The organism is Alkalicoccus urumqiensis, assembly GCF_002993335.1.
GTDB lineage: Bacteria > Bacillota > Bacilli > Bacillales > Salisediminibacteriaceae > Alkalicoccus > Alkalicoccus urumqiensis.
In genome coordinates, this window is record NZ_PVNS01000008.1 from 125,152 (window position 1) to 145,481 (window position 20,330).

19 protein-coding genes are annotated in these 20,330 nt (G+C 48.6%); 15 read left to right on the top strand and 4 right to left on the bottom strand.

The window, feature by feature from the left end:
- Positions 1-11: 11 nt before the first annotated feature.
- Positions 12-866, bottom strand: a complete 855-nt coding sequence (locus C6I21_RS09770; protein WP_105959281.1) for an alpha/beta hydrolase — start codon at positions 864-866, stop codon at positions 12-14.
- A gap of 438 nt (positions 867-1,304) precedes the next feature.
- Here C6I21_RS09770 and C6I21_RS09775 point away from each other — a divergent pair, with 438 nt between their 5' ends.
- The 6 genes from C6I21_RS09775 to C6I21_RS09800 all read left to right on the top strand — a co-directional run bounded on the left by C6I21_RS09775 (position 1,305) and on the right by C6I21_RS09800 (position 7,359).
- Positions 1,305-2,369 carry an ABC transporter ATP-binding protein gene (locus C6I21_RS09775; protein ID WP_105959282.1) on the top strand — a complete coding sequence of 355 codons (1,065 nt, stop codon included), beginning with the start codon at positions 1,305-1,307 and terminating at the stop codon, positions 2,367-2,369.
- Positions 2,311-3,303, top strand: a complete 993-nt coding sequence (locus tag C6I21_RS09780; protein WP_105959283.1) for an ABC transporter ATP-binding protein — start codon at positions 2,311-2,313, stop codon at positions 3,301-3,303. The genes C6I21_RS09775 and C6I21_RS09780 overlap by 59 nt, the downstream gene beginning before the upstream one ends.
- 35 nt (positions 3,304-3,338) lie before the next feature.
- A complete protein-coding gene (locus C6I21_RS09785) occupies positions 3,339-5,030 on the top strand; it encodes an ABC transporter substrate-binding protein (RefSeq protein WP_105959284.1) in 1,692 nt (563 codons plus the stop codon).
- Between the two features lie 104 nt (positions 5,031-5,134).
- Positions 5,135-6,136, top strand: a complete 1,002-nt coding sequence (locus C6I21_RS09790; RefSeq protein ID WP_105959285.1) for an ABC transporter permease — start codon at positions 5,135-5,137, stop codon at positions 6,134-6,136.
- A gap of 46 nt (positions 6,137-6,182) precedes the next feature.
- Positions 6,183-7,070 carry an ABC transporter permease gene (locus tag C6I21_RS09795; protein ID WP_245411600.1) on the top strand — a complete coding sequence of 296 codons (888 nt, stop codon included), beginning with the start codon at positions 6,183-6,185 and terminating at the stop codon, positions 7,068-7,070.
- An 88-nt stretch (positions 7,071-7,158) separates the two neighbouring features.
- Positions 7,159-7,359: a YwbE family protein gene (locus C6I21_RS09800; protein ID WP_105959287.1), complete on the top strand. Its 201-nt coding sequence runs from the start codon at positions 7,159-7,161 to the stop codon at positions 7,357-7,359.
- Positions 7,360-7,422: 63 nt separating this feature from the next.
- Here C6I21_RS09800 and C6I21_RS16530 read toward each other — a convergent pair whose 3' ends face one another.
- Entirely contained in the window at positions 7,423-7,851 is a 429-nt protein-coding gene (locus tag C6I21_RS16530) for a hypothetical protein (protein WP_181186203.1), read from the bottom strand.
- A gap of 46 nt (positions 7,852-7,897) precedes the next feature.
- Here C6I21_RS16530 and C6I21_RS16535 point away from each other — a divergent pair, with 46 nt between their 5' ends.
- From C6I21_RS16535 to C6I21_RS09825, 5 genes are all read left to right on the top strand, one after another.
- The gene (locus C6I21_RS16535) at positions 7,898-8,362 is read left to right on the top strand and encodes a hypothetical protein (protein ID WP_105959288.1); all 465 of its coding nucleotides are present in this window, start codon (positions 7,898-7,900) and stop codon (positions 8,360-8,362) included.
- Between the two features lie 252 nt (positions 8,363-8,614).
- Positions 8,615-9,529 (top strand): DoxX-like family protein, encoded by a 915-nt coding sequence (locus tag C6I21_RS09810; RefSeq protein WP_105959289.1) that lies wholly within the window; start codon positions 8,615-8,617, stop codon positions 9,527-9,529.
- Positions 9,526-10,137 (top strand): DUF4166 domain-containing protein, encoded by a 612-nt coding sequence (locus C6I21_RS09815; protein WP_105959290.1) that lies wholly within the window; start codon positions 9,526-9,528, stop codon positions 10,135-10,137. The genes C6I21_RS09810 and C6I21_RS09815 overlap by 4 nt, the downstream gene beginning before the upstream one ends.
- Positions 10,106-11,668, top strand: coding sequence for a YndJ family protein (locus C6I21_RS09820; RefSeq protein ID WP_105959291.1), 1,563 nt, complete (start codon positions 10,106-10,108; stop codon positions 11,666-11,668). Before C6I21_RS09815 ends, C6I21_RS09820 begins: the two co-directional genes overlap by 32 nt.
- Positions 11,669-12,002: 334 nt before the next feature.
- Complete coding sequence (locus tag C6I21_RS09825; RefSeq protein ID WP_105958268.1) at positions 12,003-12,521, top strand: DoxX family protein; 519 nt, start codon at positions 12,003-12,005, stop codon at positions 12,519-12,521.
- A gap of 438 nt (positions 12,522-12,959) precedes the next feature.
- On the opposite strand, the gene C6I21_RS09830 is transcribed toward C6I21_RS09825, so the two are convergent.
- Together C6I21_RS09830 and C6I21_RS09835 are read right to left on the bottom strand one after the other, a co-directional pair.
- Complete coding sequence (locus tag C6I21_RS09830) at positions 12,960-14,402, bottom strand: MDR family MFS transporter (RefSeq protein ID WP_245411594.1); 1,443 nt, start codon at positions 14,400-14,402, stop codon at positions 12,960-12,962.
- Entirely contained in the window at positions 14,395-15,195 is an 801-nt protein-coding gene (locus tag C6I21_RS09835) for a TetR/AcrR family transcriptional regulator (protein ID WP_105959292.1), read from the bottom strand. The genes C6I21_RS09830 and C6I21_RS09835 overlap by 8 nt, the downstream gene beginning before the upstream one ends.
- Positions 15,196-15,448: 253 nt before the next feature.
- Here C6I21_RS09835 and C6I21_RS09840 point away from each other — a divergent pair, with 253 nt between their 5' ends.
- The 4 genes from C6I21_RS09840 (at position 15,449) to C6I21_RS09855 (ending at position 20,266) form a co-directional block, all read left to right on the top strand.
- The gene (locus tag C6I21_RS09840) at positions 15,449-16,360 is read left to right on the top strand and encodes a glycine betaine ABC transporter substrate-binding protein (protein ID WP_105959293.1); all 912 of its coding nucleotides are present in this window, start codon (positions 15,449-15,451) and stop codon (positions 16,358-16,360) included.
- A 236-nt stretch (positions 16,361-16,596) separates the two neighbouring features.
- On the top strand, positions 16,597-17,634 hold the full coding sequence (locus tag C6I21_RS09845) for an SIR2 family NAD-dependent protein deacylase (RefSeq protein WP_245411595.1): 1,038 nt from the start codon (positions 16,597-16,599) through the stop codon (positions 17,632-17,634).
- A gap of 125 nt (positions 17,635-17,759) precedes the next feature.
- Entirely contained in the window at positions 17,760-19,346 is a 1,587-nt protein-coding gene (locus C6I21_RS09850) for an L-lactate permease (protein WP_105959294.1), read from the top strand.
- Positions 19,347-19,411: 65 nt separating this feature from the next.
- The gene (locus C6I21_RS09855; protein ID WP_105959347.1) at positions 19,412-20,266 is read left to right on the top strand and encodes an MBL fold metallo-hydrolase; all 855 of its coding nucleotides are present in this window, start codon (positions 19,412-19,414) and stop codon (positions 20,264-20,266) included.
- The last annotated feature ends 64 nt before the right edge of the window (positions 20,267-20,330 follow it).

Below are 20,330 nucleotides of genomic sequence, written 5' to 3' on the forward strand. Positions count from 1 at the left end.
TTTGGTAATTATTACTGATGGATCGAGTGGCCGGCTTCTGCCTTCTGGAGTGCCTGCTCCATCGATTCAAGGAAAGCCCGGCTGGTAAGAACAGACATGTGATCTTCCGCGCCTGCAGAGGTCACTTCAGGAAATCTGTACTCCTTTAGAAATGAATCCAGCTTGGAAAAATCAACGACTTCATCATTTTTCCCGCAGAGAATGTGCATGTTTTCTGTGGAGATGCCCTGAAAGTCTGTCGGCCGGGTGATAAATCTGGAAGTCAGCAGACGGAAGGAAAGCTGTTTGCGGTACGTGGCGGAACGGCTGTCGAGCGGATGGGTGCGGATCGGAATTTCAGCAATCTTCCAGTGGCCGGCACTGCTCAGTCCCATCCGTGTAAGAAAGCCTGCTGCCACCGCTTTCTTCAATGAAATTGTATATGCTTTGTTATCAGACTCAAACGAATGGAAGACAGGATGCGCCGGGTGAAGAAACGGCGCAGCCAGAAAGGACGCAGATACCTCTGCCGTCCCTTTTTCCTGAAGATAGCGGAGTACATTGCCGGCTCCCATCGAGTGTCCAGCCAGCGTAACAAAGGAATGGCGGGACTGAAAATGGCGGAGAAGATCTTCGATATCCTCATCGAACTGGGAGGTGCGTACGATCGTCGCCTTTCGTTTGTTGTGATGGTAGCCGCGGAGCACCGGCAGATATACAGTGGTGTTGAGTTTGTCAGCAGCCTGCTCCGCCGATGCAGCGAGTGTATCCATATCCGTAGTGATGCCATGCAGCATCACTACTGCATGATGGGGATCGGCAGGTGCCAACGTTTTGTACACCGGCAGGAGCGTGCCGTCCCGCATATAGACAGAAGTTAAATTCATAGCAGCGTATCCTTTCCGGGTTAATTTCAGATGCCTCTATGCTACGCCTATCAGTCGTGAGAACACAAGCAGAAACGCTTGATCGGGCAGAGCTGTGTCATGCTTCTGGAAGATTGAGTTTTTTATTCATATCGAAGATCCGCAGAAAGATCTTGTTTTCTCCACTTTTTCATTCAGTGTTTTCCCGGGGCGGACATATACAGATATAGTAATATAATAAGCCGGTTCTAAAGGCTTAGCAGCAGGCAGGCAGAGACATCAATGATAACGCTTACAATAAAATCCAATTAAGTCCATAGGCTTTAAAATATCTCAGAAATTGAAAAATAGTTGAAAAATTTGTTGAAATATTGAAATCCATAGTGTAATTTATATTTTAGAAACATAATTTTCTGAAAAATAATAATCTTCAATTTGTCCATCGAAGGGAGGCAGCTCATGGAGAAGAAGCCAGTACTGGAAGTCAATCATCTGCGGACACATTTTTTTACAGATGATGGAGAAATCCCGGCCGTGGATGATGTCAGCTTTTACATAAACGAAGGAGAAGTACTTGGAGTCGTAGGAGAATCAGGCTGTGGGAAGAGTGTTACGTCGCTTTCCATCATGGGCCTGGTGCCGAATCCGCCGGGAAAAATTGTCGGTGGAGACATCCTGTTCCGGCGGGAGGAGGCTGGAGAAGAGTGGAACATTGCAGAACTGCCGGGAAAAGAGCTGCGGAAAATAAGAGGAAATCAGCTTTCCATGATTTTTCAGGAGCCGATGACTTCGCTGGATCCGCTTTATAAAATAGGATTCCAAATTTCGGAAGGGCTCCGGCGTCATTTTAAAATCAGTAAAAAAGAAGGGCGCCGGAAAGCGGTCGAAATGCTGGAACTCGTCGGTATTCCAAGGCCTTCTGAAGTCGTGGATGAATACCCCCACCAGCTCTCCGGCGGAATGCGCCAGCGGGTGATGATTGCGATGGCGATGGCCTCGGATCCGGAGCTTTTAATTGCAGATGAGCCGACAACCGCGCTCGATGTGACGATTCAGGCACAGATTCTGGAGCTGATGAAGCGGCTGAACAAAGAAAAAGGCACGGCGATTATGATGATTACGCATGATCTTGGGGTGGTCGCTGAAATGTGTGACCGCGTTGTCGTTATGTATGCCGGCAAAGTGGTCGAACAGGGAGATGTACGCACGATATTAAAGAATCCGAAGCACCCATATACGCAGGGCCTTATCCGCTCCCTTCCAAAACTGACCGGCCGGGACGAGAGGCTGTATTCCATTCCGGGAAATGTGCCGAAGCCGGGCTCCATTAAGCGGGGGTGCCGTTTTGCAGCACGCTGTCCGGAAGTATTTGACCGCTGTGTCAAGGAAGATCCGGAGCTGTATTCTCTTGAAGGGGAACACGCCTGCCGGTGCTTCCTCTATGATCCACAAGGAGGAGAGGACCATGACGAAAACAGAACCACTGCTCCGCGTCACGAATCTGAAGAAATACTTTCCGATTAAAGGCGGTGTTTTCGGCCGCAGGGTCGGAGATGTGAAAGCAGTGAATGACGTATCATTTGAGGTCTACGACAAAGAAGTGCTCGGCATTGTCGGTGAATCCGGCTGCGGAAAATCAACAACAGGAAAAGCGCTCCTCCGGCTGATCGAGCCGACAGAAGGAAGCGTCTATTTTCAGGGAGAGGATATTACCGCAAAAAGTCCGGAAGAGATGAGAAAAATGCGCCGGGATATGCAGATCATTTTTCAGGATCCCTATGCTTCATTAAATCCGCGACATACGGTGGAAAAAATTCTCGGGGAACCGCTGCTCGTCCATGGTGTCGGCTCCAAAGCCGAACGCCGGAAAAAAGTAGAGGAAATTCTGGAAATTGTCGGACTGCCGAAAGAACACGCTTCCCGCTACCCGCACCAGTTCAGCGGCGGACAGCGTCAGCGTATCGGAATCGCGCGGGCACTGATTGTCCGTCCGAAGCTGATCGTTTGTGACGAACCTGTCTCCGCTCTCGATGTTTCCATCCAGTCACAGATTTTAAATCTGATGGAGGATCTTCAGGAAGATTTCGGTCTGACCTATATTTTTATTGCGCACGATTTAAGTGTCGTTAAGCATATCAGCCACCGGATCGGCGTCATGTATCTCGGGAAGATGGTGGAGCTGTCTTCAAACGAAGACCTTTACAGCGAACCGCTTCATCCATACACCCAGTCGCTTCTTTCCGCGGTGCCGGAGCCGGACCCGGATATGCAGAAGGATCGGATTGTGCTGGAGGGGGATGTACCGAGCCCTTCCGACCCGCCGGATGGCTGCGCGTTTCATAACCGCTGTCCTTCCTGCATGGAGATTTGTAAAACTGTCATCCCGGAATTCCGGGAAGTGAGAAAGGACCACTTTACTGCCTGCCACCTTTATAATGAGGAGCAGCCGGTAAATTAGTCATAAAACTATTACGAACTAAAGGGGGAAAAAGAATGAAAAAGGCAATGGTGTTATCGTTCAGCCTTTCCGGAGCGCTGCTTCTCGCGGCCTGCGGCGGAGATGGCGGAAACAACGAAGGGGAAAATGCGCCGGAAAACAACGGTGGAGACAACGCAGCTGCAAACGATGAAGAAAACGGAGGCGGAGAGGCCGAAGGCGGCGAAGCAGCCGAGGATCAAACGCTGATCTTTGCCCGCGGCGGAGACTCTGTCAGCCTGGACTATGCAAGTGTGACAGACGGGGAATCCTCCCGTGTGACGCAGCAGATTTATGAAACGCTGCTTTTCTTCGAAGAAGATTCCTTCGAAGTCGGTCCGGGACTTGCAGAAGACTGGGAAGTTTCTGATGATGGCCTGACGTATACATTTATGCTGAAAGAAGGCGTTACGTTCCACGACGGCACGGAATTTAATGCAGATGCAGTCAAGCTGAACTTTGAACGTTGGGCGGATCCGGATCACGAATACCATTTCGCAGACGAAGGTTATGCGTACAGCGTATATGGTACACAGTTCGGCGGTTTCCAGGGGGATGAAGGTCATGTCATTGATGAAATCAATGTCGTGGATGACTACACGGTGGAGTTTCAGCTGAACTCCCAGCTGGGGTCGTTCCTGCAGAATATGGGCATGAGCTATTTTGCCATGACATCTCCGCAGGCATTTGAAGAGCACGGCAGCGCCATCAATGAAAATCCTGTCGGTACAGGACCGTTCCAGTTTGTGAGCTGGTCCAAAGATGACAGCATCGTTCTGGAAAAGTACGAAGATTACTGGCAGGAGGACATGCCGAAGCTGGATCAGGTCATTTTCCAGGTGATTCCGGATAACTCAGCGCGTCTTACCGCACTCCGCTCAGGCGAAATTGACATTATGGACGGACTGAACCCGGATGATCTGCAGGCGCTTGAAGGAGAAGAAGGTATTCAGACATTCCAGCGTCCGGCAAACAACATCGGCTACCTCGGCTTCAACGTAGAGAAAGAGCCGTTTGATGATCCGGAACTGCGTCGTGCACTGAACCATGCGATTGATAAAGAAACACTCATTGAAGTCCTCTATGCCGGCAATGCGGAAGCAGCAAAGAATCTGATTCCACCGGACTACCTCGGCTACAATGATGAAATTGAAGCCTATGAATACGATCCGGAAATGGCCCAGCAGATGCTTTCTGATGCCGGCTATGAAGATCTGGAAGTAGAACTGTGGACGATGCCGGTGGCACGACCTTACATGCCGGATCCGGAGCGGGCAGCCGAAGTGATGCAGGGCAACCTGGCGGACATCGGTGTCACTGCTGAAATCGTCACAATGGAATGGGCAACATACCTTGAGCAGACGGAAGCTGGGGAACAGGAACTCTTCATGCTCGGCTGGTCCGGTGTAAACGGGGATCCGGACTACTTCTTCGGTAACCTGATCCACGGTGATGCGATTCCAGGAGGAAACCGGAATTTCTACAGCAATCCGGAGCTTGATGATCTTTTAAATCAGGCGAAAACAAGCATTGATGAAGACGAGCGTGCGGACCTTTACATGCAGGCACAGGAAATCATCCATGAAGATGCACCGATGATTCCACTTGTTCACTCCACGCCGATTCTTGCAGGCAGCGAGCGTGTTTCCGGCTACGTGCCGCATCCACAGACAAGTGAGCCGCTTACAGACGTAGAACTTACGGAGTAAGCAGTCTGCACCTTCTGAACGGTGAACCTTTTTTAGAGTCATGAGAGAGCCGCCGGCGGGCGGCCTCTCCTATTACATAACGGCAGAAAGCGTGGTGGGGAGACATGGGTGCCTACATCCTGCGCCGGCTGTTCATGCTGATTCCTGTGCTGATCGGAATGTCACTGATCACTTTTTCGATTATTCATCTCATTCCCGGAAATCCGGCCCAGACGATACTCGGGGAACAGGCGACGCCGCAGGCAATTGAACAGCTGGAGGAACAGCTCGGTTTAAACGAGCCTTATCTGGTGCAGTACGGCAAATATATGGCAGGCCTGGTCCAGGGAGATCTTGGGACTTCACTGCGGACGAACAGTCCGGTAACAGAGGAAATCTGGCCTTTTCTTGCTGCAACCATTGAGTTAACGATATTTGCTATGATTTTTGCCATCATTGTCGGAGTGAATGCCGGCATTATCAGCGCATGGAAACAGAATTCAATATTTGACTACTCGGCAATGATCATTGCGCTTATCGGCGTATCGATGCCGATTTTCTGGCTCGGTCTGATGCAGCAGTGGATTTTCGCCCAGGAACTTGGCTGGCTGCCGGCATTCGGCCGGAACAACCCAAGGGATCCAATTGAAACCATCACCCATTTTTATCTGCTTGATACACTGCTGCAGGGGAATATGGATCAGTTCTGGACGGCGTTACGCCATTTGATTCTTCCGGGAATTGCGCTTGGCACCATCCCGATGGCAATCATTGCAAGAATGACGCGGTCGAGCATGCTTGAGGTGCTCCGCTCGGACTATATCCGTACGGTGGAAGCGAAGGGGATTGCGCAGATGTCGGTTGTGTACAGGCATGGATTTAAGAATGCTGTCATTCCTGTATTAACTGTAGTCGGTCTGCAGACCGGGACGCTTCTCGGCGGTGCGATATTGACAGAAACCATCTTCAGCTGGCCGGGTGTCGGAAGGTACGTATTTGATGCCATCGGAAACCGGGATTATCCGGTCATTCAGTCAGGTATTCTCGTTATCGCATTTATGTTTGTCATGATTAATCTGATTGTGGATCTGCTTTACAGCTATGTCGATCCGAGAATCAAATATTAAAGGGGGAGAAGACATGGAAGCTGCAGATAAAAAAACAGGGCAGCCAATGCCGGGACCGGAAAATCAGGAACCGAACACATCCGTTCCTGAACCGGCTTCCCCCTGGAAGGTGGCGTTCCGCCGCCTCCGGAAAAATAAACTGGCAATGATCGGACTCGGCATTATTCTCTTTTTTATCGCGATAGCACTCGCTGCTCCGCTGTTGACGAGTCAAGGGTATGAGACGATGAACGGTTCCGACCGTCTGCAGGGGCCCTCAGGCGCCTATTGGTTCGGAACAGACGATCTTGGACGGGACATTTTCGCCCGGATCGTCTACGGGGCCAGAATTTCATTGTTCGTCGGGTTCTTTGCTGTTACCGGGGCGCTCGTATTCGGTTCGATCCTTGGAATTGTAGCAGGATACTACGGACGCTGGGTGGACATGATCATTTCCCGGTTTTTTGATATCATGCTCGCGTTTCCAAGCATCCTGCTTGCGATTGCTATTGTTGCCATTCTCGGACCGTCTCTGCAGAATGCGCTTATTGCGATTGCGATCATTAATATTCCGATTTTCGGCAGACTGGTACGATCCAAAGTTATTTCGATCCGCGAAGAAGAGTATATTATGGCTGCAAAGGCACAGGGAATGAAAAGCGGAAGAATACTTATTCATCATGTGCTGCCGAATTCTACGGCGCCGATTATCGTACAGGCGACGCTCGGATTTGGTACAGCGATTCTGGAAGCAGCGGCTCTCGGCTTTCTCGGCCTCGGTGCACAGCCGCCGACACCGGAATGGGGAAGAATGCTGTCGGATTCCAGGCAGTACATTCAAAGCGCTCCGTGGACCGTTCTCTTTCCCGGTATCTCCATCATGCTCGTCGTTCTCGGATTTAATATGATCGGGGACGGGCTGCGGGATGCACTGGATCCAAAATTAAAGCAGTAACGATCCTTCTTTCTCTGCTATACTGTAAAAAGGGAGGCAGAGACGGCTGGTAAGAGGCGTTCTCTGATTCATTTAGGAGGGATCCGCATTGGATGGAACAAAGCGTGCAGCGATTAAGCCGGGGATGAAAGTAAAAGTGGTCCAGAAGCAGGATCAGCGGAGCGGGAAGTTGACAGAAGGTACCGTTGCGTCGCTTCTGACCAACTCGGCGACGCATCCGCACGGCATTAAAGTGAAATTAACAGATGGTGTCGTCGGCCGTGTTAAAGAAATTCATACACCAGAATAAAGGAATGCCTCCCGGAAGCATGTGATGCCTCCGGGAGGTTTTTTAGAGAAGAAAGGAAATAAATCAGACTGAATACAAATTTGATTTCGATGCATCAATATTACCTTTTTGTATAGGACACTTCTCCGCTTTTCGGCAGAAGCTTGCCGTGGGCTTGTCTTCCAGCCGGGCGCTAGTTGCACGGCTGTAGCGCATGAGCGGAGCCGGCCTTTGGCTTGAGCCGCAGGGTAGCGAAATTCTGCCATGCGGCACGGCCGCGCGGAGCCATGCTCCTTCAATTGAAGCATTGTCCAGCTGCAGCGCCCACTCGCTCGAGGTTCCTTCACCCCTGCCGAAGAAAGCAAAGAGCAGCTTTCGTCGGCAGGGCCTCCAGGACTGGTCGCTCGTGACCAGGGCGCTTCCGCTTTTCGGGCGACTGCGCTTGATCCCACCGGCGTCTCTGCCGAACGCTTCGAAGCGAAATAAAATAGAGCTGAAATACAAATGATCCATAGCAGGACCGGTGTCTATAAGGCAAAGATGGCCTCGTACAATTCGATTGAATGACAGTATTCACTGTGCAAAAGGGACCGCTTCGATCAAGCGTTTTCTTCCAACCTGCCGAAACCGGAGGCCGTCGACTCCGGGAAAATCCGAACGAGGCGAAAATCCATGCCGCGTTAAGCGGCTGAAAGCGCGTGCGGAGCCGGCCTATGGTTGGAGCCGCAGGGCAGCGGTTTTCTGTCATGCGGCGCGGGCGCGCGAAGCCGTGCTTCTTGTAATTGAAGTATTGTCCAGCTGCATCACCCACTCGCTCGAGGTTCCTTCACCCCTGCCGAAGAAAGCGAAAAGCGGCTTTCGTCGGCAGGGCTTCCAGGACTGGCCGCTTGTGACCAGGGCGCTTCCGCTTTTCAAACTCCCTCCGGAACGCGTACGGCTGCAGGTGCAGGCAGAAAGCGGGAACCTGTTTTACAGACCTCTCTATTCTTTTAAGATCAGGTGGTTTCTGCCTGGTTTATTTTAGAAGGGTCCTTTTCCATTATGCGCAAGAGGCCAGGGAGGTGAGCTTACTCTCCAGGGTGAAAATGAGATTGAAATCTCTGTGTGTCATAAAAATTATTGTCATTTTATTTTGGATCCGACGAGTAATATTTTAAACTGCTTACATTTACTTAATACATAAAAAGGCTGGATTCAAGTGATTTTATGCCAGTTATATGACAAAATGATACACAGGTCATAAAATGTCAATACTACAGAAGGGGGTGGCACTGGTTTGAAATCTAAACCTATTTACATAGAAATACCCATTCTGGCTCCTGTAGAAAAAGTATGGGAAATGTCGCAGGATCCTCAGCTGCATGAGCAATGGGATTTGCGATTCTCTTCTATTACTTATTTACCCAAAGAGTCAGCAGATGATCCGCAATCATTTTTATATGAAAATAAATTTGGAATGATACGTGTTGCAGGCTGGGGTGTTAGCCGGGGTACACATAATCAAAAAGATGGCTCAAAGACCTCTTCTCTTCATTTTGGTACAGATCAAAAAATTTCACCAATCAAAGAAGGCAAAGGCTATTGGAAATACATACCTACAAATGACGGAACGACTTTTCTGACACAATATGATTATGATGTTCGCTGCGGGATTTATGGAAAACTACTTGACTTATTGTTTCGCCCAATTATGGGGTGGGCGACCGCTCTCAGTTTTGATGTTCTGAAACAATGGATAGAAACAGGAGAATCAGCAAAAAGTCAGTACTTACGGTTCTTTACCAGCTCTTTAATTGCTATACTTTTCTGCTTTATCTGGGTTTACCAAGGATTAGTGCCAAAGATTATCGCCCAGCATCCTGATGAAACAGCTATGCTTTCCAGACTGCCATTCATAGATGGGCAGGGTGCTGTAACTGGCGTGGTGATAGTGGGTGTGCTCGAGATTTTCTTTGGGTTATTATGGCTCGTATACCGGAAAAAAAGACATTTATATGCCTTGCAGATTGTGTTATTTCCTCTGTTAACATTCGGTTCCTTCATTGCTATGCCTTCCATATTCTTTCATCCATTTAACCCACTTACTTTTAACGCTGGTCTATGGGTTCTCACTATAATTGGATTTGTCGTAACGAAAGATCTACCTACAGCCGCCAGGTGCAGGCGTAATAGAAAGGTTGATTCTACGTGACCATATACCAACATATTTTGCGGGAGGATTTCCAGAAACTTCATCCGAAGCTTCAAGAGCGTTATACGCTGCAGGTAGGAAAACCTTTTTATGGAGAAGGGACAATGTCAAAAATTGAAAGAGGCGCTGCTTGGTTAGTTCCCCTTCTAAAATTAGGCGTCCGGTGGAAGCTCCTCTTTCCTGAAAGTGGGAATGACATACCATTCACAATAAAAAATACAAGTAGAATTCTTTCAGATGGAGAGGTAGAGGTCTATTGGGAGCGATCTTTTTATTTTGAGAAGGTTACTCGTAATTTCAATGCCTTTATGACCGTGGATGCAAATCAAGAGTTTGTAAAGGACTATCTTGGTGAGCCCAATTTATTTTATTCCGATTTAAAATTCAGCGTAACATCTGAAGGAAACATGTGTATCCGGTCAGGGGTTCAGCGTCTCATTTTAAGAAATATAGAGATCCCCATTCCATCTTTCTTACAAGCAGATGTCGTAGTAGAAGAAAGTTATGATGAGGATAAAGATACGTTCACAATTAACGTAACTATCCAGAATAAAATAGTAGGAAGGGTCATGGCTTATGAAGGAGAATTTAAAGAACAACATATTTAACTCCATCACTTTAGTGGGAATGGTTTTATTTACCTTAAGTTTTCTGGTGGCAGATGAACCTTATCTATTATTACTGACAGCTGCACAAATCATCTTAGTGCCCCTAATACTTCAGCAGATCATCCACACAAATAAATATCTTATTCTTTTTATATGGATTACAATGACTTCTGTTTTTTTGCTGCAAATAGTATCATTCAGTGTAGCACAGACAGCCCTTGCTGGTGTGTACTTAATTTTCACGTTTCTTGTGGCTTTATACGGACTAAAGCGGTTTTTGAATCGTGGATTTACAAATTGGGCTGAAATTTCTATAGACGCCGGCATGTGCTATTTATTTGTTGGAGGGCTTTGGTTCTTCGCATATATTACAGGCATTGATACGGGTTTTAGTACGCTCCTTACATGGCTGACAGCGATTCACTTTCATTACTCTGCTTTTCTGCTGCCTATTTCAATTGGATTTCTGGGTCGTGTACATATGTGGCCTGGGCTTAGATGGATTGTGCCAGTAATTTTAGGTGCTCCGCTGCTTGTAGCTGCTGGAATCACTTTTTGGTCTTTATTAGAGGTTATTGCTGTCTTGTTGTACATGCTTGCGATTTACAGCTTGATACGCTGGGTCTTTCAGACACCTTTCCCTTCCAAACTGCAGGCGTTTATGATACGAACGTCCTACGCCTCTCTTGGGATTACTATTTTGTTTTCTCTTCTTTATGCACTACATCAGTCGTTTGGGTTCTGGTATATCAGCATTGACTTTATGCTGACCTTCCATGGATTTATTAACTTTATTTTTTTCGGGGTGTGCGGAGTTGTTGGGTGGGCTGTATTCCCACCAGCATCACAGCATAATGGATGGATGTTTCCGGTAAGTCAAATTAGAGGTAATTTATATGAAGCGGGTAACAAACATCCTGGTTTGATAGATGATCTAAATGAGTTTGTAAATGTAGAGCATGTACCTGACACAATCGTTCATTTTTATGAACATACAGAAGAATATCGATTATTTGCTTCTGTTGGGTGGGCTGCCTGGTTTAAGCCATTAGCGGTGGTGTACAAACTGTTCAGTAACAAACTGCAGCAGTTAAATCTTCCACTTACAAGCAAAACTACAGAAATGACGGGTGAAATACGAGCGGTGGATTCCCACGCTGACGGCAGGCATAGCCCTAGAGTATGGATCCGTAAAGCAAAGAACTCTACCATATTTGCAGCCATTTACTCAAAGCACAAATCCAAAGGAAAAAACTACATGAATATTGCCCTTCCTCTTCCTTATTCTTCTATGATTGGAGTTCTGCAGCTATACGTAATAAATAATTCTCTCATCCTAACAAGCGAAGGATTGAATGATGAAGATACCGGCGTTTATTTAACTGTAGGTGAATTCTTATTTAAACTACCTTTATCTGAGCACTTTTTAGTAGAGGAAACAGAAGAAGGTGTTCTCAAAGCTGGACATAAGATGAGAATATTTGGTATACCTTTTTTACAAATTAATTATTCCATTCATCATAAAGAATGAATCGTTTAATCCTGTTGGTTCCGTGTGCTTTATAATTATAGATTCTTTTTATTTTGGAATTTTTTTACCAAACTGTCTTCGCATAAATTGAAGAACATTTTAATATAGCGGGAAGTCTCTGCAATTTAATGCAAAGACATTGCTCAATCATTCACAAATTCGTCACGAACATTATGCTCACTCATTCACAAAGGGTGCTATAGTATAACTATAGAAAGGTTGCTCATTAATTCACAAGACGAGGCAAACTGTTACCGGAGGGCGCGCACCGGTTCGAGATTTCCGCGAGCAGCTTTTCCATACCAGACTAAAACGAAATGGGGAGGAATTAAAAATGATCATGGATTTTCTTCGAAACAACCGGGTGGCAGCAGGTATCTGGCTCGTGCTTCGTGTATATCTCGGCTGGGCGTGGCTGACAGCGGGATGGGGAAAGGTCACCGGCGGCTTTGATGCAAGTGGATACTTACAGGGAATTCTCGCCAATGAAGAGGTAATGACAACGTACCCGACGTACTACGCGTTTATTGAAAACTTCGCCGTTCCGAATGCGGAAGCGTTCAGCTTTATGGTTGCGTGGGGCGAGCTGCTCGTCGGACTTGGTCTCATCGTCGGTATTTTCACGACGGCCGCTGCGTTCTTCGGCATCGTCATGAACTTTGCCTTCATGTTCGCCGGCACGATTTCGACCAACCCGTGGATGGTGCTTCTGACCATTTTCATCCTGGCTGCAGGCGCGAACGCCGGCCGCTACGGCGGCGACCGCTGGGTTATCCCGTATCTCCGCACACACATTCTCGGCCGCGACTGGGTGCAGAATCACCTGCCGAAGCGGTACGCGAAAACAGCATAGCAGAAAAAGCAGCCGCCGGGCATATTTCGAGGCCACTGAAAATCTCAAGATTTTAATTGAACGAAAGTAAAGTCCCAGAAAAAAGACGACCAATTTCCGATTTTTGGATCTGGTCGTCTTTTTTGTCGTGGAATTCTTTTAACCATTTTCATGCTTTTTATTCCAGGCTCAATCAGACGAAACGAAAGACGGGGACGCCTGCGGGAAGAGCATGAGGTGAAGACCCCGCAGAACATCCAAAGGATGTTCGAGGAGGCTGAGGCCATGCCCGCGGCAAGCTTCCGTCTGTAGTGCAGTCTGATTTCACTAATTGAAATGGTTAAAGTTTCTTTTCGTATATCAAATTATGTAATAAAAAAGAAACTCTCAATGTAGAGAGTTTCTTTAATAAAGACTTTTTCAGTGGCCTCCATATTTCCGACGGCTGTTTTTTTCAGGTTATTGAGCTTCTTTCCAGGCCTGTTCTTCCGTATCTGTTTTTGCAGGAGACGTTAATTTAAAGCTTAGCAGGAAGGCGGCTGCTGCAAGAACGGCGCTGCCGATAAAGCCCCAGCGGAAGCCGTTCATTTCTGCCATAAGGGTTTCTGTCGCTGCACCGGAAGTCCCTGGCTCATACAGCATTGTACCGAGACTGACGAACGTAATTAGAATCGCTGTTCCGATCGATGCCGAAATCTGCTGCAGTGTGTTGGCCATGGCAGAGCCGTGGGCGTACCACTCTTCCGGAATTTGATTCAGCGCAGCAGTCATGACCGGCATCATTGTCAATGACAGGCCGAACATGCGGATGGCGTAAATCGTTGTTAAATAAGCAAAGGACATGTCGAGAGACAGATTCGTTAAGAGCAGTGTCGTTACAACGACGATAGCAAACCCTGGTATGGCGAGCCTCCGGGCACCGTATTTATCAAAAAGAGCTCCGGCAACAGGGGACATGATTCCGATAACAACGGCTCCCGGAAGCAGCATCAGACCAGACTGCAGCGGTGTAAAGCCGAGAACGTTCTGAACAAACAGCGGCAGCATCGTTTCTGCACCGATTAAAGAAATCATGGCAACAAGCGTAATTCCGATTGCAAGCGTAAAGATCGGAAACTTAAAGATGCGGAACTCGAGAATCGGCCGCTCGAGCTTAAACTGCCTGCGGACGAAGAGTGTGATGACGACTGCACCGAGAAGAACGAACGCACCGACAACCGGACTGGCAAACCCCTCTTTGGAGGCGATACCGAACCCGTAAAGAAAGGAACCGAACCCGATTGTCGACAACGCGATGGAAAGCACATCGATTTTTGGACGTGCCAGATTGGTAACATTACGCATGAGAAACCAGGCAGTAAGGATCACGAGTCCGACCAGCGGAAGAAGTGTAATGAACAGCGACCGCCAGCTGAAGTATTCCAGCAGCACGCCGGAAAGTGTCGGCCCGATGGCCGGTCCAAATGCGATAACGATACCGAGCATTCCCATCGCACGGCCGCGCCGCTCTGCAGGAATGAGTATTAACAGGACGGTCATTAACAGCGGCAGCATAATGCCGGAGCCGGATGCCTGAATCACTCTTGCGGCAAGCAGCATCGGAAAGTTTACAGAAAGAGCGGCTGTCAGTGTACCGAGCCCGAAAAGGCCGATGGCTGTTAAAAATAATTTCCGTGTCGAAAAGCGTTCAATTAAAAATGCAGAAATCGGAATCATAATTCCGTTTACCATCAGAAAGACGGTCGTAAGCCACTGGACTTCCCCCTGTGTAATCCCGAATACTTCCTGAATAGTCGGTAGAGCGGTGGCAAGAAGGGTTTCATTTGTAATGCCCATGAATGCTCCGAGAAGAAGCGCTCCAATCATTCCGTATTTTTGTCTGTTCGTTAAAGGTTCATTCACGATAGTTTCTCCTCTCTTTATTCCACAGGACCGCAAAGGGTTCCCATATATGTTTTTCCACCCCGGTTTTAATCACATGCAGCAGCGCATCGAGCACAATGGAATCCGGAGCTTTCTTTTGGGCTTCCATGTTCAACCGCTCTGCCGTTTCTTCCAGACCGGAACCGTGAAGCTTTTCCCGAAGGAGGGCTGCTTCTTCAGAAAGCGTAGTCTGAACCTGAGCCGGATAGTGAAGCTCGGAAAAATATACGCCGTGATCAACGAACGAACGGCATGCATTGGTGATAAAAGCGGCACAGCCTTCAGCGGTATACGGCTGGTTTTCCCAAATCATCCGGCGGAGCAGCCCATGGTAAAGTGCATCGGTTAAAAACAGTAATTCAGGGAGGCGGGCGTCTGCTTTTCCGAAATCATTGGCAATCGCCTCCTCCCGCCACGCTTGAAGATGTGCATGTTTTTTTTGAAGCTGCTGACCGATTTTATGGTCTTTTCCGGGAGGGTAGAGCACCGTCAAATCAATGAGAAAACGGCGGTACTCTTCTGCCTGCATAAACTCTTTTTCCAGACGATGGGGCAGGAGGTGGTCCTCCGGTTCTCTGCCGGCGAACAATTCTTCATGGTACATATCGACAAGAGCGAGGAGAAGCGATTCTTTTGAAGGGAAGTGCTGATAAAAGCTACCTTTGGATACACCGCAGTCGTTTGTAATATCTGCCACAGAGGTATGCTGCATTCCCTGTGATTGAAAAAGGGATTTGGCGCTGTAAAGGAGCGCTTTTTTTCGTTCATTCAACCGGTCCACCACCCTTGTATGACTTAATGGTCATTTATATTGACTGATTGGTCAAAGAACAGCATAGCAAAGGAAGATGGAGAAATGCAAGCACATAATGAAGAATACTGTATAAAAGCTGTATAAAGAGAGGATAAGACACACTGGCATATGCTGAAAAGAATACACGGGTATAAGGGACGTTTGTCTCTTTGGTTGAACCACGCTATAATTAAATAATGTGTAAAACAAGCAGAAGGAGTGTGTAAACATCATGAAAAAACCTGGATTGACAAGTGCCGCGCTGCTTTCTGCCGCGTTCCTTGCAGCATGTGGAGCGGATGAGGGGAACAACAGCGGAACAGAAAACGATGGAAATACAGAAGAGGCTGCAGACAACAGCAGCGGTGGAGAAGCCGGAGGAGAAATCTCACTCGGTTATAATAACTGGGCGGAGAACATTGCTATAACAAACATGTGGAAACTGCTCCTCGAAGAAGAAGGCTATGACGTTGAAATTACGATGTCGGAAAAATCACCGATTTGGGTCGGCGTCGCAAATGGTGAACTGGATGCCGCCATGGAAGTATGGCTTCCGACAACGGACGAACCATTTTACGAAGAACACGAAGATAATATTGAGCTCGGTGAAGTCTGGTTTGAAGGAACCGGCCTTGGTCTCGCCGTACCGGAGTATGTAGATATCAACAGCATCGAAGAGCTGAATGATAATGTCGATATGTTCGATGGAGAAATCGTCGGCATCGATGCCGGTGCCAGTCTCACCCGTCTGACGGATGATGCCATTGAGGCATATGGTCTGGAATATGAGCATCTGGTCAGTTCCGAGCCTGCGATGATTTCAGAACTTGATACAGCGATTGCGGATGAAGAGCCGGTCGTAGTGACCATGTGGAATCCGCACTGGGTATTTTCTGATTATGATATTAAGTACCTGGATGATCCGGATAATGTTTACGGTGATGCGGAGGATATCTATTACATGACCCGTACCGGTTTCGCAGAAGACCACCCGGAAGTGGTTGAATGGTGGAACAACTGGGAAATGGATGATGAGACACTCGGTGAGCTGATGTCCTATATTAACGAAGCGGAAGATGAAGAAGAAGGTGCTTCGCAGTGGATTGAAGAAAACCGGGATATGGTGGATGAGTGGATACAGTAAACGAAACACGGAGGCTTTCCTTAACAGGGGGGGCCTCTTTTTTTACTCAAAAAATGCATTTAATCCGAAGCTGTCTTCATGCGGGTTTGCCGGGAATGGCGTCGTTTTTCCTTCATAATAAAGTTCTATGGCAGCCAATGTTCGTTCAGTTGCCCTGCTTCTGCCAGTCTGTGATTTGAGAAGCAGATGTGGGGGAATAATACAGGTGAAAATAGAAGCAGGAGGAGGGAGCGGCTTTGACCAGCTGGGAAACGATCTTTGCTGCAGGTGCAGGAAGAGAAACACTTGAAATTAAACGAAAAGTCGAAGATGAGGGAACGTGGTACAGGCGCATCATCCGCGGACTGGAAGAAGGAAGCGGGCAGTGGTCTTCCCCGGAAAAGAACATTCTGCCGGGAACACTTTTGGAGGACACATCCTGGCTTGCGATGCATCCGATTGAACTCGATTCTGAACTCTATCCGGACTTACAGAAACGCCTTCTTGAGGTCGATCCCGAACGGACACGGCTCTGGTCCAGCTGGGCGCAAGCAGTGTTCGGCGAGGAGGTCGATACAGCGATGGCGGCTGCTTTTATTCTGCATGCCGGCACTGTCTGTGTATTAACCGGAGCAGGAATCAGCACCGAATCCAACCTGCCGGATTTCCGGTCTTCCTCGGGATGGTGGAGGAAAATCGATCCGAAGACGGTGGCGAGTGTGGAAGCCCTGACCAATGAATATGAACTGTTTCATTCTTTTTATTCGGCAAGGATTACCGCGCTGAAGCAGGCGGAACCGAATAACGGTCATGACATTCTGGCTGCCTGGGAGGCGGGAGAACTGGTGCAGCTGACAGCGACACAGAATGTAGACGGACTGCATCAACGTGCAGGATCACAAAAAACGGCGGAACTTCATGGCAGTCTGGCATCGTTCTCCTGCTCTGTATGCCACGAATCAGCGGGAAAAGACGCCTTTCTCGAAGGTGTGGGCTGCAGGGTCTGCGGCGGGAATCTGCGGCCGGATGTCGTTCTGTTCGGCGAACCTCTGCCGCAGGAAGCCTGGGAGAAAACGTTCGAGGCGGTACGGAATGCAGATGTTCTTATCGTTATCGGTACAAGTCTGGAGGTGGCACCGGCGAATCAGATACCCCGGCAGACACGAGGACGGAAAATTTATATCAATAAAGACCGGGCAGGAACATGGGAGGATTTTGACTTGATTCTCACGGGTTCTGCCGGATCTGTACTGAAGCAGATCGATTTCTGGATACAAGCTGTCAAACAGAAGTAATATAGGCAATTGTCACTAATTGTTCAATCATTCACATAAACAATGGCTCTTTTTTATAAATACTTGTCGTATAATAGAAATATAGACATTGTGAAATAATGAGCAAATTAGTAGGGGGATTTATTATGACGGCCTTAACAGCTTTCAGTGCAGTACTTCTGCCTTTTTTATTCCTGGTTGTACTCCGCATGCCGGCGAAAATAGGAATGAGCTGGACGTTTATTTTATTTGCCGCAGGAGCCCTTGTCATCTGGCAGATGCCGCTTATTGATGCAGGAGCCGCAGTGACACAGGGAATGGTGCAGGCACTTGCTATACTTTACATTTTATTCGGAGCCGTTCTGCTTCTTCGTACGCTGGAGAAAACAGGAGCGGTTGCCCGTATTAACGAGGGCTTCCGGAAGTTGTCTCCGGATATGCGCGTGCAGACAGTCATCGTTGCCTTTTTATTCGGGAGTCTGCTGGAAGGAGCTGCAGGCTTTGGCACGCCGGCTGCTGTTACCGGACCACTGCTTTTAGCACTCGGCTTTCCTCCGGCTGCAGCGGTTGTTCTTGCACTGGCAGCGGACAGTACGGCCGTATCGTTCGGGGCTGTCGGCACACCCGTTATTTTCGGTCTCGGCGGTGTAGAAGGAGCAGGACCTGGGTTGTTTCAGGAAGCGGCTGTCTGGATTACCGGGATGGATCTGATTACCGGTACGCTGCTTCCGCTTGGATTAATTATGCTGCTTACCATCTTGTTCGGCGGAAAAGAAAACCGGGCATCGTGGATCCCAATGATTCCATGGGCGCTGATGATCGGAGCGGTATATTCTGTTTCGGCTTTCCTGTCAGCTCTGTTTCTCGGTCCGGAATTCGTTGCTATAGTGGCTTCTCTCATCGCTCTCGCTGTCTCCGCGTGGACAGCCTCGATTGGCTTCCTGCTTCCGGAGGAAACGTGGGCGCCTCTCCGTGAGGAAATAAAGGAGATCGATGTTCCACGTAAAATGAAGCTTCCGACAGCCTGGTCCCCTTACATTATCGTCGTGCTCCTTCTCATTTTGACGAGAGCGTTCCCTGCTGTTCAGTCTGCGCTTCAGTCTGTCCGCCTTGAATGGACGGAGATTTATGGCACGCCGGTTTCCGCCGCCTGGGAGGTGCTTTATTCTCCGGGAACGGTTCTCATTCTAGCGGCTTTGGCTGCATCTCTGCTGCAGACCTCTTCGGGAACAAGTGTGGTGCGTGCTGCAGGAATCTCTGCAAAAACAGCAGGTGCTGCGGCGCTTGCACTCATTCCTACACTTGGATTTGTTTATTTATTTATCCATTCCGGACTGAATACGGCAGGGCTTCCATCCATGCCGCAGTACCTGGCGTCGGTCCTTACCTCTATTATCGGCGGAGGCTGGCACGCAGCTGCCCCATTTTTAGGAATGCTCGGCTCTTTCATTACAGGCAGTGCGATGGTCTCGGGACTGACGTTTGCGCCGGTGCAGCAGTCGGTGGCTCAGGCCAATGAGCTGTATGAACCGCTCGTCCTCGCGCAGCAGACGGCGGGGGCCGCTGCCGGAAATATGATCTGTGTGCACAATGTGGTGGCAGCCGCTGCAGTAACAGGAATGATTGGAAGAGAAGGAGAAATCATCCGAAAAACCGTTATCCCTGCGCTTATTTATGGCGTCCTTCTCGCGGTCATTGGTGTAACCCTCTCCCTGGTGTTTCCGATCTTCTAAACATTCGTAACCCTTTCTGCTTTTCTGCCACCTGTGCTACAGTAAGGTGGAAGGGAGTGGAAACGATGGTTCAGGAAATAAAGCATATCGGTAAACGAATTGTCTATTTAACACCAGTGGAGGAAACTGACCGTCCGATTCTTGCGGCTGTGCAGGGAAAGAGCCGGACACTGCTCATTGATGCAGGAAATTCGGAGGATCACGTACGGCTGTTTCTCGACCACTTAACGAGACTCGGCATTCCTGCGCCGACGCTTGCAGCCATCACACACCACCACTGGGATCATATATTCGGTATGGCGGCACTGACACGGACACCGACGATTGCCACTGCGCAGACAGCCCGGGAAATCGAGAGAATGAAGCAGTACATGTGGGACGATGCTTCCCTCGACAAACGTGTTGAGGAGGGGACGGAAATCTCATTCTGTGCGGATGCCATTAAAAAAGAGTTTCCGCATGAGCGGAGCATCCGGGTGGTGACACCGACCATCACATTTGAACAGCAGAGTGAGATTGATCTCGGAGATGTCCACGTGACGCTTCAGCATGTAGGAGGCGATCATTCCCCGGATGGATTAACCGCCTACGTCCATGAGGAAAAAACGTTGTTTTTAGGCGATGCGCTCGCTCCGGATATGTACGCCCCGTCCTGGCGCTTTACACCGGAAAAGACGATTTCAATGCTGGACAAAATGGAAGCTTTTGATGCAGAAACGTACGTCATTTCCCACTGGAAACCTGTGACGAAAGAAGTGTTTCAGGAAGAAGCGGATCTGCTGCGGTTTACGGCGGAGCAGATGATCGAGCACCACGGAGACGAAGCAGAAGTGCGCCGCCGGATGGAAAACGAATTCGGGACGCCGCTCAGTGAGGAAGAAGAGCTGGCATTGGAATATTTCCATAACGGAAGAAAATAAAGCCTCTTGCTGGATGAACATTTTTGCGGTAGAGTTACCATATATTGATTGAAAATACTTTGAC

Bases quoted from the DNA above. Each gene is read 5' to 3' on its own strand.
- C6I21_RS09820 (WP_105959291.1), top strand. From the start codon at position 10,106: ATGAAGGAGAATTTAAAGAACAACATATTTAACTCCATCACTTTAGTG.
- C6I21_RS16530 (WP_181186203.1), bottom strand. From the start codon at position 7,851: ATGGATCATTTGTATTTCAGCTCTATTTTATTTCGCTTCGAAGCGTTC.
- C6I21_RS09790 (WP_105959285.1), top strand. From the start codon at position 5,135: ATGGGTGCCTACATCCTGCGCCGGCTGTTCATGCTGATTCCTGTGCTG.
- C6I21_RS09850 (WP_105959294.1), top strand. From the start codon at position 17,760: ATGACGGCCTTAACAGCTTTCAGTGCAGTACTTCTGCCTTTTTTATTC.
- C6I21_RS09855 (WP_105959347.1), top strand. From the start codon at position 19,412: ATGGTTCAGGAAATAAAGCATATCGGTAAACGAATTGTCTATTTAACA.
- C6I21_RS09775 (WP_105959282.1), top strand. From the start codon at position 1,305: ATGGAGAAGAAGCCAGTACTGGAAGTCAATCATCTGCGGACACATTTT.
- C6I21_RS09795 (WP_245411600.1), top strand. From the start codon at position 6,183: ATGCCGGGACCGGAAAATCAGGAACCGAACACATCCGTTCCTGAACCG.
- C6I21_RS09770 (WP_105959281.1), bottom strand. From the start codon at position 866: ATGAATTTAACTTCTGTCTATATGCGGGACGGCACGCTCCTGCCGGTG.
- C6I21_RS09840 (WP_105959293.1), top strand. From the start codon at position 15,449: ATGAAAAAACCTGGATTGACAAGTGCCGCGCTGCTTTCTGCCGCGTTC.
- C6I21_RS09825 (WP_105958268.1), top strand. From the start codon at position 12,003: ATGATCATGGATTTTCTTCGAAACAACCGGGTGGCAGCAGGTATCTGG.
- C6I21_RS09785 (WP_105959284.1), top strand. From the start codon at position 3,339: ATGAAAAAGGCAATGGTGTTATCGTTCAGCCTTTCCGGAGCGCTGCTT.
- C6I21_RS09780 (WP_105959283.1), top strand. From the start codon at position 2,311: ATGACGAAAACAGAACCACTGCTCCGCGTCACGAATCTGAAGAAATAC.